The organism is Paenibacillus sp. 01T442 (assembly GCF_056398345.1).
In genome coordinates this window covers 240,648-257,016 of sequence record NZ_JBFTPF010000003.1, presented here as the reverse complement: position 1 = coordinate 257,016, position 16,369 = coordinate 240,648, and the positions used below count along the sequence as shown (strand labels likewise).

Sequence of the window (16,369 nt, the reverse complement as noted above, 5' to 3'; positions counted from 1 at the left end):
TCCCTAGCTGAAGATAGATCTCATTCTTAACTATAAGTTCGGTGATGTCTCCTTACCGCTATCAATGGAGGCACTCGATCATGCTGTGGGTTGAAATATACCTTAGACGCGAGTCGTCAAAAGTGTGGTGCGAGGAAGGGTTAGATGCCCTATTGCTTAAAGGGTTTAATTATAAGGTCTTTTTTCAAAGGCCCTATACTTAAGAACTTTAAAGAAAGGGTGGATTTATTTGTCATATAGCCAACGGTTGTCACTTTTAATTATAGCGGACTCCTTTATTGTATTAACCTCTATTTTCTTTAGTAGATTTCTATTGAGCGCAGAGCTAGGAGTCATTACTTTACCATTAGTTGTAAGTTCAATTGCCMTGTTAGTAAGTCATCATGTATTTTCACTCCGCTACAAACTTTATAAAAAAGCGTGGGAATACGCGAGTATAGGCGAGTTACTAATTGTTTTGAAATCCGTTTCATTCACCATTATTACGGTTGCTTGTGTTCAGCAGGTCGTTGTTCAGGATGTTTACTTCCGGCTACTTGCTGTTACATGGATGCTGCATGTTCTTCTAATTGGCGGCTCTCGCTTCTGTTGGCGATTACTACGCGGCACGTTGATTAAGAAGTCAGACAATAAGAAGCGAACGCTGATTATTGGCGCTGGATCCGCAGGTACTATGGTTGCAAGACAGCTAATTAAGAATAGCGAAACTGAGCTTCTGCCGATTGCGTTTATTGATGATAATGTGCGTATTCATAACCTAGATATTATGGGAATTCCAGTTGTTGGAGGCATTAGTCGAATTGAGAAGACAGTCGACGAGCTAGGCATAGACAACATTATTATCGCGATTCCTTCCTTAGGAAGGAAAGATCTGAATGTGATTTTCCAAGAATGTGCCAAAACGAATGCCAAAACACAAACCTTGCCTATGCTAGAGGATCTTGTTACGGGCAAACTTTCGGTCAATCAATTCATGGATGTTCATGTTGAGGATCTATTGGGTAGGGAGCCGATTGAGCTCGATATCGCAAGTATTTCTGAGTTTGTCACCCACAAGGTGGTCTTGGTAACGGGAGCAGGAGGCTCTATTGGCTCTGAAATTTGCCGTCAGGTTTCTAAGTTTCAGCCTAGCAAGCTCATCTTATTAGGGCACGKGGAGAACAGTATCTACTCCATCGAAATGGAATTGAAGGATATAAGCGAATACGCACAAACGGAATTTATTACGGAAATTGCAGATATTCAGGACTCTCGTAAAATGATGGCTATTATGAACCGACATCGCCCTGATGTCGTGTACCATGCGGCAGCTCATAAGCATGTACCGCTGATGGAACGCAATCCCGAAGAAGCGGTTAAGAACAACGTGATTGGAACGATGAACGTTGCGATTGCTGCAAGTAAGTATGAAGTGAACACCTTCGTCATGATCTCAACGGATAAAGCCGTGAATCCAACTAGTGTCATGGGAGCCACGAAGCGTATGGCCGAAATGATTATTCAAGACATGGATAAAAGTAGTGCTACGAAGTTCGTAGCCGTTCGATTCGGCAATGTCTTGGGAAGCAGAGGCAGTGTCATTCCAAGGTTCAAGCATCAAATTGAAAAAGGCGGTCCTGTATCTGTTACCCATCCGGATATGATTCGCTACTTCATGACGATACCGGAAGCCTCTCGGCTCGTTATGCAAGCTGGTGCATTAGCCAAGGGAGGAGAGATTTTTGTCCTCGATATGGGTGAACCTGTAAAAATTGTTGATTTGGCCAAAAATCTAATTAAGCTTTCGGGTAACTCGGTGGAAGATATCGGTATTGAATTTACCGGCATGCGGCCTGGAGAGAAGCTTTATGAGGAGCTTTTGAAGGCTGATGAAATTGAAGAACAACAAGTATATCCTAAGATTTATATAGGTAAAACAGCGGATCTATATATGGAAGAAATCAAAGAGATCATTTCTATTTACAACACGTTAGATAAAGATAGCTTAAGAGAGCATTTGCTCAATATTGGAAACAGCAATGTTCTTCTGTTATCAAAGAAACTATCATCTGTAGGCTGAAAAGGAGCATTCACTTATGAAAGTTAGAAAAGCAATTATTCCAGCTGCTGGTCTAGGGACAAGATTCCTACCCGCAACCAAAGCAATGCCAAAAGAAATGCTACCCATTGTTGATAAACCGACTATTCAATATATCGTTGAGGAAGCTGTTGAATCGGGCATTGAAGATATTATCATTGTGACGGGTAAAGGCAAAAGAGCGATTGAGGATCACTTTGATAACTCCTTCGAGCTTGAGCAAAATTTATTGGAGAAGCAGAAGTTCGAGCTGCTATCGGAAGTGAAAAAGTCTTCTAATGTAGATATTCACTATATTCGCCAGAAGKAGCCTAAGGGCTTAGGGCATGCGATCTGGTGTGCACGCAAGTTTATTGGCAATGAGCCATTCGCTGTATTGCTCGGGGATGATATTGTTCGAGCGGATAAGGCTTGCTTGCAGCAATTGATGGAACAATATGAATATCACGATGCATCCATTATTGGCGTGAAGCACGTACCTGATGAAGAGGTATCCCGATACGGGATCGTGGATGGCTTTGAGTTGGAGAACCGCCTACATAGCGTTAATCATCTTGTTGAAAAACCACTTAAAGAGTTAGCACCTTCCAATTTAGCGATCATGGGGCGTTATATTTTAACACCTAAAATTTTCGAGATCCTTAATAACCAGCAACCAGGAGCTGGAGGCGAGATCCAGTTAACCGATGCGATCGCACAACTAAATCGGATTGAATCGGTGTATGCGTACGAATTTGAAGGTACCCGTTATGATGTCGGAGAGAAAATGGGATTCATTCAAACGACGATTGAATATGCGTTGCAGCGTAAAGATTTAAGATACGGACTATTGAAATATCTTTCCGAACTCATGGAGAAAGAATTAATTAAATAGGTGATGCCACGATGTCTAGAAAAGTTTTGTTTTGCGCAACGGTCGATTATCACTTCAGAGCCTTTCACCTGCCTTACTTGAAATGGTTCAAGGATCAGGGCTTCGAAGTCCATGTTGCTGCTAGTGGGAATATCGAGCTTCCCTATGTCGATGCGAAGTTTGACATTCCGATACAGAGATCGCCATTTCATCTGAAAAATGTGAAAGCATACTCCCAACTCAAATCCATTATCATTCAAAATAATTATGATATCATTCATTGTCATACCCCAATGGGTGGAATGCTTACACGATTAGCGGCGAGAGGGGCACGGAAACGTGGAACAAAGGTCATATACACAGCGCATGGGTTCCATTTTTGCAAAGGCGCACCTTTTAAAAATTGGTTGCTGTATTACCCGATTGAGAAGGTTTTTTCAAATTATACGGATTGTCTCATTACGATAAATGAGGAAGATTTCGCCTTGGCAGTAAAGCATCGGTTTAACGCCAAAAGAATCGAGCATGTTCATGGCGTTGGGGTTAATACAGAGCAGTTTCAACCGATTACTGACTTGCACAAACAAGAACTGAGAAAAAGCTTCGGATATGCACCAGATGATTTTCTTTTGTTCTATGCAGCTGAATTTAATGAAAACAAAAATCAGCAACTGCTCATACATGCATTAGCTTTAATTAAAGAAAAGGTTCCCTGTGCAAGGTTGCTATTGGCCGGAAGTGGTCCATTACTGCAAAGCTGTCGTGATCTGACGATTCGTCTTGGTGTTGAGAACATGGTGGATTTTCTTGGATATCGAAATGATATCTGCAAGTTATTACAACAATGTGATGTAGCTGTTGCGTCAAGTCTTCGTGAGGGTTTACCAGTCAATATTATGGAGGCTATGGCGTGCGGTTTGCCGATTGTAGCAAGTGAAAATAGAGGACATGCGGAGCTTATTAAAGATAGGGTGAACGGTTATATCATTACAGAGCTAAAGAGCGATCAGTTTGCAATAAGGCTGAACCAACTCTATCAGGCTAAAAAACTACGAAAAGAATTTGGGATTGCGAGTGTACAAGGAGTAAAACGATACTCAATTGATCAAGTTGGAACTGAACTCATGGGGATATATACAAATTACTTTTTGGGGGATAAGGATGGGACCAAAGGTAAGTATAGTAGTGCCTATATATAATGTTGAAGGTTACTTAGGTAGATGTTTGGATAGTATATTATCTCAAACAATGCAGGAGATTGAAGTCATAGCCGTAAACGACGGTTCAACCGATACAAGCGGCGCGATTCTCGATCACTATGCTGTTAAAGATACTCGTATCGTAGTGATTCATAAGAGAAATGGCGGAGTATCCGCGGCTCGAAATGATGGGATACGGTTGGCAAGAGGAGAATATATTGGATTTGTTGATCCAGATGACTGGATTGATCACGATATGTATGAAGTTCTGTATCATAACGCAATGGAAGAAAATGCTGACATTGTGATGTGTACGTACATGCGCGAATTTGGAACACACTCCAAGGAAAAGAAATTTAATCTTCCCAATAAGGTGTGTTATCGGAACCAAGAAATTCGGTCCAATGTGCTAAGACGTTTAGTTGGACCAATTAAGGAAGAAATGGCGAATCCTGAGTATTTGGACGCGTGGGGAACTGTTTGGTCCAAATTGTATCGAACTGAACTTGTTAAGGGAAATAACCTCAATTTTATCGATCTTAATGTTGTGGGTACGAACGAAGACTCTCTATTTAATATCCACATCAGTTATTATGCAAAAGTGTTTGTTCTACTAAATAAGCCGTATTATCATTACTGGCGGGTAAATACGACATCGTTAACATCCAGTTACAAACCCGAGTTGCAGGACAAATGGTTTAAACTCTATAGTTTTATGGAAAGTTTCATAAAGGAAAAGGAACTGCCTTCTGAATTCTATGAAGCTTTAAATAATCGTATTTGTCTTAATATGTTAGGACTTGGCTTAAATACGATAAGTAACTCAGAATCCGCATTTTTGAAAATAAGTAGATTAAGTACAATTTTAAATGACAATCGAATAAAACGTTCCTTTCAACAATTTGAGACAGTTTATTGTTCATTTGTTTGGAGAACGTTTTATTTTTGCGCCAAATTTAGGCAAGCAGTTGGACTCTATGTAATGCTTGTAACCATTAATAGACTTCGAAAAACGATTAGATAGGAGTGATAGTTTTGGAACCTACTCGTGTACTTCAGGTAGTTACCATCATGAACCGCGGCGGACTTGAAACCATGTTAATGAATTATTACCGACAAATAGATCGCAGCAAAATACAATTCGATTTTATGGTACACCGAGAAGAAAGAGGGCATTATGATGATGAAATTTTAAAGCTTGGTGGGAAGATATACACGATGCCGCAAATTCGTCCGGGGAACTACAGACTATATTTTAAAATGCTGGACGAGTTTTTTGAGCAACACTCGGAATATAGCGTTGTACATTCACACATTAATGAAAATAGCAGTTTTGTACTGAGAGCAGCGAAGAGTGCGAATGTTCCCTGCAGAATTGCGCATAGTCACCTAAGTGATTTGGGGATTGATTTAAAACTGCCTTTTCGTATGTATGCAAGATTTGTAATGAAGAATAATCCAAACAAGTTTTTTGCATGTTCCAGAAATGCCGGTCAGTGGTTGTTCGGAAAGGGAGTATCGGATTCCGATGACATGACAGTTCTTAACAACGCTGTTGATGTAGACAGTTTTAAGCTTGATAAAGGTATAAGAAATCAGATTAGACAAGAATTGCAAGTGGGCGATAAATTGGTCTTGGGACATGTGGGGAGATTTAACAAGCAGAAAAATCACGATTTCTTAATTGACATATTCAAGTCTGTTCATGATAAATGTCCTGAATCTATGCTTGTGTTAGTTGGTGATGGATATTTAAAACCAGCTATAGAAAAGAAGGTTGCAAGGTTAGGTTTAAGTTCACATGTAAGATTCCTAGGAGTGAGAGAAGATATTGAAGCACTTCTGCAGGGGATGGATTTATTTGTTTTTCCTTCTCGCTTTGAAGGACTTCCTGTTGTACTTATTGAAGCGCAGGCAGCTGGTCTAATGTGTCTTGTTTCTGACGCGATCACACGAGAAACTGATGCTACGGGGCGTATTCAATTTATTAGTCTAAAGCAATCCCCTGTGGAGTGGGCGTCTCAAGTGCTTGCTTCTACTTACGAGCATGAAGATACATCTAGACTAATGCGTACAAATGGATTTGACACTATTGAAATGTCTAAATGGCTAGCAAATTATTATATAAACAATGGAACATATACAAATCAAGCTTAAATGTATGGAGGTAATGAAATGGTTCCGGTAGTAACAGTTTTCACACCAACATTCAATCGTGCGTATACTCTTCATTTATGCTATGAAAGTTTAAAAAGGCAAACTTCCAAAAAATTTGTTTGGCTAATCATTGATGATGGTTCAACAGATGACACTGCTGAACTAGTTCAACAATGGATATTGGACGGAGTTGTTAAGATTCAGTATCATTACCAAAATAATCAAGGAATGCATGGAGCTCATAACACGGCTTATGAACTTATTAACACTGAACTCAATGTTTGCATCGATTCAGATGACTATATGGCCGATAATGCCATTGAGCTTATTGTTGGTTATTGGGGGAAATATGGTAATGATAAATATGCTGGTATTGTAGGTTTAGATGCTGCACCTAATGGAAATATGATTGGCACAAAGTTACCAAATCATATTAAAGCCTCGAAAATATCAGAATTATATGCGAGACACAAGATCACAGGTGATAAAAAACTTGTATATCGGTCTGAATTAACACGTAAATGTCCACCATATCCGATCTTCGCAGGAGAAAAATATTGCCCATTAAGTTATAAATACCTTTTAATCGATCAAGAGTGTCCATTACTAATTATGAATGAAATATTATGTCATGTTGAGTATCTAGCTGATGGGTCCAGTATGAACATAATCAACCAATATAAGAGAAATCCAAAGGGTTTTTTACATTTCAGAAAAGTAGCTATGAGGTTTGCTCCAACCTATAAAGACAGATTGCGTGAGTCTATTCATTACGTTTCAAGTAATTTAATGATCAATAATTATAAATTTCTAATGGAGTCATCCTATAAATGGACTACGTTACTAGCAACGCCATTTGGTATATTACTCTATTTTTATATTTTGAATACGAATAGGAAGACAGTACTAAAGAATAATTAATAAGAAGTATTTTGCTTTGAATGAAAGGAATTGGTATCTTGGCCATTTTCTATATTAATCTTGTTCTAGTTTATATTTCTTCTTTGTTATCAAGATGCTTTGTTAAAAAAACGCCGTTATTAACTCTTCCTAGACCGAACTTTTTAATGGCTTTGTTTGCTTTGGTATTTATGGTTCTTGTTTCAGGGCTTCGTAGAAATATTGGTGATACTTATTTTTATATGAACTCCTATGCTCAAACTGATTTTAACTGGGAAAGTATTATAGGTGAAAAAGATATTGGATTTAATATCTTTCAAATGCTTTTACAAAAGATATCCCATGATCCTCAGTTACTAGTTTTCGTAGTAGCATTGCTAACGAATGTACTTGTTTTTATCACCTTGTATAATTATTCAAGATTATTTGAATTGAGTCTTTATATTTATATAACTAGTGGAATGTTTCTAATGTCGATGAACGGAATAAGGCAATTTTTGGCAGCTGCGATTGTATTTTCTGCGACTAAATACTTATTTAGTGGAGATTGGAAAAAATATATTTTAATTATCCTTTTAGCAGCACAATTCCACCAAAGTGCTCTTATTCTAATCCCTATCTATTTTATCGTAAGACGGAAAGCATGGACGTGGGTAACTACATCACTTCTTTTTGTAGCAATATTAATAGTGATTGGGTTTAATCAATTTTCATCGGCATTATTTTCCGTATTAGAAAATAGTCAATACAGCGAATATCAAAACTTTTCGGAAGGGGGAACGAATATTCTTCGAGTTGCTGTTAGTGCGGTTCCTATCCTTTTTGCATATCTKGGAAGACATAAACTAAGAAGTCTCTTTCCCCAAAGCGATTATGTTGTAAATATGTGCTTGTTAGCATTTGTTTTTATGGTCATTTCTACTCAAAATTGGATCTTCGCTAGATTCACCTTTTATTTTGGTTTGTACATCCCATTATTATTATCATGGATTGTACATCTATTTGCGGTAAGAGAACAGAAGTTAATCTATTACTTAATAATTGTCTTCTATTTTATATACTATTTCTATGAAAACGTTATAGCTTTAAAAATAGTCTATCATAGTAACTTTATTAATTAAAAAGAGGAATCGGAGTTAGTAAATAAGATTCGGAAGTCAGGTGGAAGTATGATAAATGTTGAAAATAAGCACAGAATTTTGCATATTGTCAGTGCTATGAAACGGGGGGGGGCCGAGACTCTATTAATGAATGTTCATAGAAATCTGAACACATCAAAAATCCAGTTCGATTATGTTTCTCATAGTAGTGAAACATGTGATTATGACGACGAGATAAGTTCGCTAGGCGGCAGAATATATAGAGTTCCAAGCTTGGGGCAATCGGGACCTCTTTCCTATATTAATCACTTGAAAAAGATTATGTCTAGTCAGGATTATGATGCTGTACATGCACATACCGATTATCAGAGTGGCATCGTTACACTAGCCGCGAAAATGGCAGGCATACAAAAAAGAGTCTGCCATTCTCACAGCAATAATTGGGGTAGGGGCGATGGTTTTAAGGAAAAAATGATATTAAAAACTTTACGAGCAATAATTAAATATTCCGCTACCGATTACTGTGCGTGCAGCATTGATGCTGCACGCTTCCTTTTTGGCGAGGTATATACGAATAAGCAGAGGGTGCGATTATTAAAAAACGGAATAGATATCAATCAATTTACACAATACACGGACACTGACTATTGTGTTAGGCAAGAACTCGGCATAGCGATTGGAAGTAAAATAATAGGTCATATTGGTCGGTTTTCAGAATCGAAGAATCATCAGTTTCTGCTGCGGATTCTAAAACAAATGCTAGAGGATGGCAAAGATGTCGTTGCAGTTTTGGTCGGCGATGGTCCGTTAATGCAACTTATCGAAGAAGAATCAACTCGTATGGGAGTTTACAATCAAATAAGATTTCTGGGTGTAAGAAGTGATATCCCCAGATTGATGAGGGCATTCGATGTTTTCGTATTCCCGTCATTATTTGAGGGGTTTGGTATCGTGATGTTAGAAGCACAAGGTTCAGGCACACCATGTATTGCTGCTGATACGGTTCCTAAGACCACTGATTTAGATCTAGGACTAATATCATTTGTTAGCTTAAATGACCCTATCGAAAAATGGACTAAAGAAATCGATAAGGCTTTCTTAAAAGAGAGACCGGATGATCACCAAATTACAAGTCACTTCGTAAGATCAGGTTTCGATATCAAACAAAATATTCAAGATTGGATGGTTTTATACGGGTTAGGGTGAAGGGGGAATAATCGATGAATAAGAAAAAACTATTAATCACCTCCTTTGATATGGCTATTGGAGGTGTTGAACGCAGTTTGATCGGATTGCTCAATCAGATTGATTACAGTAAATATGATGTKGATTTAATGTTATACAAACATGAAGGGGAACTATTCTCTCTGATACCCATTGAACCGAATTTATTACAGGAGATTCGAGAATACTCAACGTTTAGAAAATCAACGAAAGAAATTTTAAAAGAGGGTAATGTMTCCATTGGAATTACAAGACTTCTAGCAAAATACATAGGGACATTGCATGGCAAGCGTATTAAAAGTGAAGAACCGGGATATCTGGTGATTCAGTACGGGTGGAAAATGTCTCTTCCCTTTCTTCCTTCATTAAAAGATGAATATGATGCGGCTATTAGTTTTTTATGGCCTCATTATTTCGTTGGAAATAAGGTGCGGGCTAAAAGGAAAATTGGATGGATACATACCGATTATTCGAATATTTCCATTAATAAAGCACTAGACGATCAAATGTGGAACGCCATGGATAACATAGTTGCTGTTTCAGAAGGTTGTAAAGATTCCTTTCTAAACGTGTTTCCTTCCCTCTTGAGTAAGGTAGCAGTAATGGAGAATATCATTTCACCATCTTTTATTCGAGAACAAGCCAAAGACGACGTTACTTATGAAATGCCGATTATTCCGGGACGAACTAAGCTCCTTACGGTTGGCAGATTTTCTTACGCAAAAGGCATTGATGATGCTGTATATGCTTGTCGAAATCTCTTGGATAAGKGGTTTGATATTGAATGGTATGTGGTAGGTTATGGATCCCAAGAAGGCGAACTTCGTGAATTAATCAACAAATTAAGTCTTCAGGATCGATTTAAGATTCTGGGGAAAAGGACTAATCCTTATCCCTATATTAAAGCGTGCGATATCTATGTGCAGCCCTCGAGATACGAGGGGAAAGCTGTAACCGTTCGTGAGGCTCAAATACTTGGAAAGCCTGTACTTATTACTAATTTTCCAACTGCAAATAGTCAAGTTTACGATGGAGTTGACGGACTAATCACCCCAATGGGCATTGATGGTGTAGTTAATGGAGTCAGCAAACTTATTTCAGACAATGAGTTAAGAAGAAGATTGATAAAGAATACATTACTTAACGATTATAGTAACGGTAGTGAAATTGAGAAGTTGTATGCTCTGATAGATGTGTAATCTAATAATTATTTGGAGGACGAAAAATCATGGCAATTCTCGTAACAGGTGGAGCAGGCTACATTGGAAGTCACACATGTGTGGAGTTATTGAATGCGGGGTATGACATCGTCGTCGTTGATAATCTAAGTAATAGCAGTGCTGAATCTTTGCTGCGAGTAACGGAGCTTACAGGCAAAGAATTCGAGTTCTATCCCATCAGTTTGAACAATCGACCGGATATGGAGAGCATCTTTAGGGACCACAATATTGAAGCCGTGATTCATCTTGCTGGGCTTAAAGCCGTTGGCGAATCCGTTTCTGTACCTCTACGTTATTATCATAATAATATCTCGGGTTCAATTGTCTTATGCGAAATTATGCAAGAATTTGCAGTGAATAAGATTGTGTTTAGTTCATCCGCTACGGTTTACGGAGCGTCGGAACGTGTACCGATCGCTGAGAATGCGCCGCTTGGAGCAACCAATGCCTACGGACGTACGAAACTCATGATCGAAGAAATATTGAGAGATCTGTACGTATCTGATCCAACATGGAGTATTGCGCTACTGCGTTATTTTAACCCAATAGGCGCTCATGAAAGTGGTCGATTAGGAGAGGATCCGAAGGGGATCCCTAACAATCTGATGCCTTATATCACGAAAGTAGCGATAGGTGAATTAAACGAGTTGCAAATTTATGGCCATGATTATGAAACCGTAGATGGTACAGGTGTAAGAGATTATATCCATGTAGTGGATCTAGCACGTGGACACTTGAAGGCACTTGAGAAGGTTATGACAAACGCAGGGGTAGAGGCTTACAATCTGGGAACGGGTCACGGATTCAGTGTCCTCGAGATGGTTACTACTTTCGAGCGTGTAACTGGCATGCGTATCCCTTATAAAATAGCAACTCGAAGGCCGGGAGATATCGGTATATGCTACTCAGATCCAACCAAGGCAGCAAGAGAATTGGGATGGGTTGCTGATAAAGGTATTGATGAGATGTGTCTAGATGCTTGGCGTTGGCAGTCCAATAACCCCAATGGTTATCTGGAAGAAGAGGACACCTTTGACGGGGTTCACAATCCACGACTTATTGTGATGTAGGAGTTAGGAGTAGATCATTTATGAAAAGATTGTTTGATGTGATTGTCGCTATCTCGTTACTACTAGTATTTCTACCGATTATTGGTATCGTTGCCCTTCTGATTAGACTGAAACTAGGATCGCCAGTCATTTTTAAACAGCAAAGGCCAGGCTTACATGAAAAGCCGATTAATCTACTAAAGCTGCGCTCCATGACGGATGCCAGAGATAACGAAGGAAACTTATTGCCTGATGCAATGAGATTGACTCCCTTTGGTCGTTTTCTTAGGAAATTCAGTCTGGATGAATTATTACAATTGATCAATGTGATCAAAGGGGATTTAAGTCTAGTTGGGCCTAGGCCGTTACTGATGGATTATTTATCCCTCTATTCAGAAGAACAGGCAAAACGTCATTTAGTCCGACCCGGTATTACGGGATGGGCGCAAGTGCATGGCAGAAATGCGATTTCATGGGAAGAAAAATTCAAGCTCGACATTTGGTATGTAGAGAATAGAAGCTTTATGTTGGATCTCAAAATACTAGTATTAACGGTCGGCAAAGTGCTGAAGTCCGAAGGTGTCAGTCATGGGAATCATGTGACGATGGAGAAATTCTCTGGATCTAATCTTTCGTGAAAAGAAGTGATCGGTTGTGCAGTTTGTCGTGATTGGTGAAGGTGGTCACAGCAAGGTAATTAGAGAAATAATTCGAGCAAACAAAGCCAATGAAATCGTCGCTATTTTAGATGATAAGTATGATGCCCTCATTTTGAAAAATGGTTTGTATCAGGGACCAATTTCCTCAGCACATCAAATATTTGGTCTCGGAAATGAGTTGAAATGGGTTGTTGCCATTGGCAATAACGAACGAAGAAAGTCAATCATTGCGAAACTAGGCATACCCCATGAGCACTTTGCAACCCTTATCCATGAGACAGCAGTCATTAGCTCAAGTGCGTCCCTAGGTCATGGTACAGTCATCATGGCTAACACGGTTATTAATGCAGACGCCCATATTGGTCACCATGCCATTATTAATACAGGGGCAATCGTTGAGCATGATTGTCGGATTGAGGATTATGTTCACATCGCACCTAGGGCAACGTTGACTGGCGCTGTTGTTATCAAGGAAGGAAGCATGTTAGGAGCAGGAGCGACAGTCATCCCTGGCAAACAGGTTGGCGAATGGGCCATGGTAGGAGCGGGAGCAACGGTTATCCATGATATTCCCTCGTACCGGACAGCCGTAGGAACCCCAGCGATACTAATTAACCAAAAGAATTGAATGAAAGGTGTGGTTCATCTCATGTTTACCAACAAAAAAAGAATCTATCTGTCCCCCCCGCATATGAGCGGTAACGAAATAGCGTATATCCATGACGCCTTCGATACAAATTGGATCGCTCCGCTAGGACCGCATGTCGATTCCTTCGAAAAAGAGCTAGCAACCTATGCGGGTCTTGTTGATGCGGCAGCAGTTAGTTCGGGCACAGCGGCCATTCATCTTGCCTTGCGACTATTGGATGTTACAGAAGGGGACACTGTTTTTTGTTCAAGTTTAACTTTTGTGGCTAGTGCCAATCCAATTGTCTATTTAGGAGCTACGCCTATTTTTATCGATTCAGAACCAGATACGTGGAATATGTCTCCGCAGGCTTTGGAACGTGCTTTGAATGAGGCGGCTCGTAATGGGAAATTGCCTAAAGCTGTCATTGTCGTTAATTTATATGGTCAAAGTGCCAAAATGGACGAAATCTCAGCCTTGTGCAAATCGTTTCAAGTGCCAATCGTTGAAGACGCGGCGGAATCCTTAGGCTCGACCTATAAAGGAAGAGCAAGCGGATCGTTTGGAAAGTTTGGCATCTATTCCTTCAATGGCAATAAGATTATTTCCACATCAGGCGGAGGTATGCTGGTATCTAATGATACTGAGGGGCTGAACAAGGCACGTTTTCTAGCGACACAAGCACGAGATTACGCTCCACATTATCAGCATAGCCAGATCGGCTACAATTATCGTATGAGTAACGTTTTGGCAGGGATTGGCAGGGCGCAGCTCGCGGTTTTGGAAGAGAGAGTTGCTGCTAGACGTGTTGTATTTGCACGCTATTATCACGAATTAGCTCATTTGCCAGGTATTCAATTTATGCCGGAGTTGGCTGATACACGATCTAATAGGTGGCTGACAGCATTGACAATCGATGCGAAGGAGGCTGGGGTGACGGTTGAGTCATTAATCAATCTCCTGGCGGAAGAGAATATTGAGGCTCGTCCCGTTTGGAAGCCGCTGCATATGCAGCCTCTATTTGAGGGTGTCGCCTATTACCCGCATAGTGAGAATGACAATGTGTCGGAGCGATTATTCCAATCAGGCTTATGCCTGCCATCGGGTTCAAGTATGACTGAAGAAGAGCAAGATCGCGTCATTGCTTGTATTCAGAAATCTATACAAAAAGCCAAGAGTATCAGTGCTTAAGTAAGGTTTGCTTACTTATTTTTGTCCATTTTGGCGCGATGATGAATCATTTTCTGGAATAAGGTTATTTTCATTTGTATGTCAAGACAGTCTCGATAGAGGATATAATTGTAGTCATGCATGAATTTATGGTACGCATGTATCACACTTTTCCATCCTTTGATCCTAAATGAGGTCATTGCATGATTCCCCCCTTCAGTACAATCGTATGAGTAAATAGATAAATCTATTCAAGTATTACTAAATACTGACTTGCTGTTCTTTATTAAGAATCATAGATGAGGAGGCTATAATAATGTGCGGAATTGTGGGATATATCGGGAGTCAGGATGCGAAGGAGATTTTGGTAAAAGGATTAGAAAAGCTAGAATATCKAGGGTATGATTCTTCGGGTATTGCGATTTTAAACGACAGTGGTTTACATCTGTATAAAGAGAAAGGCAGGATTGCAGCACTTCGGGAAGTGATCGATCCTGAGCAAGAGGCGTTGGTAGGAATCGGTCACACGAGGTGGGCGACGCATGGCAAACCAAGTAAGCGCAATGCACATCCTCATCAAAGTCACAATGGTAGATTCACGGTCGTACATAATGGTGTGATTGAGAATTATCAAGAGCTGAAGGAGAAGTGCCTTGCTCATATTCCATTCTCCAGTGATACGGACACAGAGGTCATTGTACAAAAGATGGAGCAACTCGTGGACAGCGGATTATCTGTCGAGGAGGCTTTTCGGCAGTTACTACTAGCCATTAAAGGTTCATACGCTGTTGCAGTATTAGATAGTCAGGATACGGAAACCATTTATGTTGGCAAAAATAAAAGTCCTTTACTCATCGGGCTTGGAGCCGATTTCCATGTTATTACGAGCGATGCGATGGCGATGCTGCAGCTTACGAATCAATTCGTCGAATTGATGGATGAAGAGATGGTGATTCTTCGCCAGCATACCAAAATAATTAAAAACTTAGATGGTGAAACGATTCAAAGAAGACCTTTTCAAGTAAAACTGGATGCCAGCGATATAGAGAAAGGGTTATACCCGCACTATATGCTCAAGGAGATTGACGAACAGCCAGTGGTTATTCGCAAGGTAATATCCAAATATCAGGATGGCCAAGGGGGAATCTTAATTGACTCGCAGTTGCGCGAACGTATGACTATGGCGGATCGCATCTATATCATTGCATGTGGAACCAGTTATCACGCTGGATTAGTTGGTAAGCAACTGATCGAGAAAATCGCGAACATCCCAGTTGAAGCACATATCGCCAGCGAGTTCCTGTATAACAGGCCTATATTGTCCGCGAATCCGCTGTTTATCTTTATTTCGCAGAGCGGTGAGACGGCAGATAGCCGAGGCGTATTGGTTGCGATTAAACAGATGGGTTATCCTACCGTCACGATAACGAACGTACCTGGCTCGACGTTATCTCGAGAAGCCGATTATACGTTACTGACGCATGCAGGACCAGAGATCGCTGTAGCTTCAACGAAAGCCTACACGGCACAAATTGCTGTATTAGCGTTGCTAGCCTTCGATAGTGTAAGAGAGAAAAGCATGGAGCAGTTGCATGGTATGAATCCTTTTCATGAGCTGAGTATCGCTGCGAACGCGATGGAAATTCTGATTAATAAGAAGGAGATGATGGAAGAGGTCGTTTGGCAATATCTCACTTCCTCACGAAATTGCTTTTTTATCGGCCGAGGGGTAGATTATTACGTTGCATTAGAAGGCGCGTTAAAGCTGAAGGAGATTTCCTACATCCAAGCTGAAGGGTTCGCAGGCGGGGAACTCAAACATGGCACAATTGCCCTAGTTGAGGAGGGGACACCTGCCATTGCTCTCATTACACAGTCACATATTCGTGCGAATGTTCGGAGCAATGTGCAAGAAATCATGGCACGAGGTGCCAATGTGTGTATGATTACTATGGAAGGATCAGAGGAGAGCGGCGATCAAATTGTGCTGCCTGCGGTACATGAGTTGCTAACTCCTTTGGTGTCGGTGATTCCATTACAATTAATTTCTTATTATGCAGCTAAATATCGGGGCTGTGATATTGATAAGCCCAGAAATCTTGCCAAAAGTGTCACTGTGGAGTGATGATAACG

The 16,369-nt window shown here is 40.2% G+C and carries 14 protein-coding genes; all 14 read left to right on the top strand.

All coding sequences use genetic code 11. The annotated features are described in order from the left end of the window. The first annotated feature begins 229 nt into the window (after positions 1 to 229). The 14 genes from AC1DLM_RS05310 to glmS all read left to right on the top strand — a co-directional run bounded on the left by AC1DLM_RS05310 (position 230) and on the right by glmS (position 16,361). On the top strand, positions 230 to 2,059 hold the full coding sequence (locus tag AC1DLM_RS05310) for a polysaccharide biosynthesis protein (RefSeq protein ID WP_477569332.1): 1,830 nt from the start codon (positions 230 to 232) through the stop codon (positions 2,057 to 2,059). 16 nt (positions 2,060 to 2,075) lie between these two features. After that, on the top strand, positions 2,076 to 2,951 hold the full coding sequence (gene galU, locus AC1DLM_RS05305; protein ID WP_477569331.1) for a UTP--glucose-1-phosphate uridylyltransferase GalU: 876 nt from the start codon (positions 2,076 to 2,078) through the stop codon (positions 2,949 to 2,951). A gap of 11 nt (positions 2,952 to 2,962) precedes the next feature. After that, the gene (locus tag AC1DLM_RS05300; protein ID WP_477569330.1) at positions 2,963 to 4,129 is read left to right on the top strand and encodes a glycosyltransferase family 4 protein; all 1,167 of its coding nucleotides are present in this window, start codon (positions 2,963 to 2,965) and stop codon (positions 4,127 to 4,129) included. Beyond that, positions 4,092 to 5,153 (top strand): glycosyltransferase, encoded by a 1,062-nt coding sequence (locus AC1DLM_RS05295; protein ID WP_441988820.1) that lies wholly within the window; start codon positions 4,092 to 4,094, stop codon positions 5,151 to 5,153. Before AC1DLM_RS05300 ends, AC1DLM_RS05295 begins: the two co-directional genes overlap by 38 nt. A gap of 11 nt (positions 5,154 to 5,164) precedes the next feature. Then, positions 5,165 to 6,286: a glycosyltransferase family 1 protein gene (locus AC1DLM_RS05290; protein ID WP_441988821.1), complete on the top strand. Its 1,122-nt coding sequence runs from the start codon at positions 5,165 to 5,167 to the stop codon at positions 6,284 to 6,286. Positions 6,287 to 6,304: 18 nt separating this feature from the next. Next, a complete protein-coding gene (locus AC1DLM_RS05285) occupies positions 6,305 to 7,207 on the top strand; it encodes a glycosyltransferase family 2 protein (protein ID WP_441988822.1) in 903 nt (300 codons plus the stop codon). A 38-nt stretch (positions 7,208 to 7,245) separates the two neighbouring features. After that, a complete protein-coding gene (locus AC1DLM_RS05280; protein ID WP_441988939.1) occupies positions 7,246 to 8,307 on the top strand; it encodes an EpsG family protein in 1,062 nt (353 codons plus the stop codon). 48 nt (positions 8,308 to 8,355) lie between these two features. Beyond that, positions 8,356 to 9,492, top strand: a complete 1,137-nt coding sequence (locus tag AC1DLM_RS05275; protein WP_441988823.1) for a glycosyltransferase family 1 protein — start codon at positions 8,356 to 8,358, stop codon at positions 9,490 to 9,492. A gap of 14 nt (positions 9,493 to 9,506) precedes the next feature. After that, positions 9,507 to 10,709, top strand: a complete 1,203-nt coding sequence (locus AC1DLM_RS05270) for a glycosyltransferase (RefSeq protein WP_477569329.1) — start codon at positions 9,507 to 9,509, stop codon at positions 10,707 to 10,709. A gap of 29 nt (positions 10,710 to 10,738) precedes the next feature. Then, entirely contained in the window at positions 10,739 to 11,800 is a 1,062-nt protein-coding gene (gene galE, locus AC1DLM_RS05265) for a UDP-glucose 4-epimerase GalE (protein ID WP_477569328.1), read from the top strand. Positions 11,801 to 11,820: 20 nt separating this feature from the next. After that, complete coding sequence (locus AC1DLM_RS05260) at positions 11,821 to 12,417, top strand: sugar transferase (RefSeq protein WP_477569327.1); 597 nt, start codon at positions 11,821 to 11,823, stop codon at positions 12,415 to 12,417. Positions 12,418 to 12,433: 16 nt separating this feature from the next. Beyond that, positions 12,434 to 13,066: an acetyltransferase gene (locus AC1DLM_RS05255; protein ID WP_441988827.1), complete on the top strand. Its 633-nt coding sequence runs from the start codon at positions 12,434 to 12,436 to the stop codon at positions 13,064 to 13,066. 21 nt (positions 13,067 to 13,087) lie between these two features. Next, positions 13,088 to 14,257, top strand: a complete 1,170-nt coding sequence (locus AC1DLM_RS05250) for a DegT/DnrJ/EryC1/StrS family aminotransferase (RefSeq protein WP_441988828.1) — start codon at positions 13,088 to 13,090, stop codon at positions 14,255 to 14,257. Between the two features lie 295 nt (positions 14,258 to 14,552). Next, positions 14,553 to 16,361, top strand: a complete 1,809-nt coding sequence (gene glmS / locus AC1DLM_RS05245; RefSeq protein ID WP_477569326.1) for a glutamine--fructose-6-phosphate transaminase (isomerizing) — start codon at positions 14,553 to 14,555, stop codon at positions 16,359 to 16,361. Positions 16,362 to 16,369: the final 8 nt, after the last annotated feature.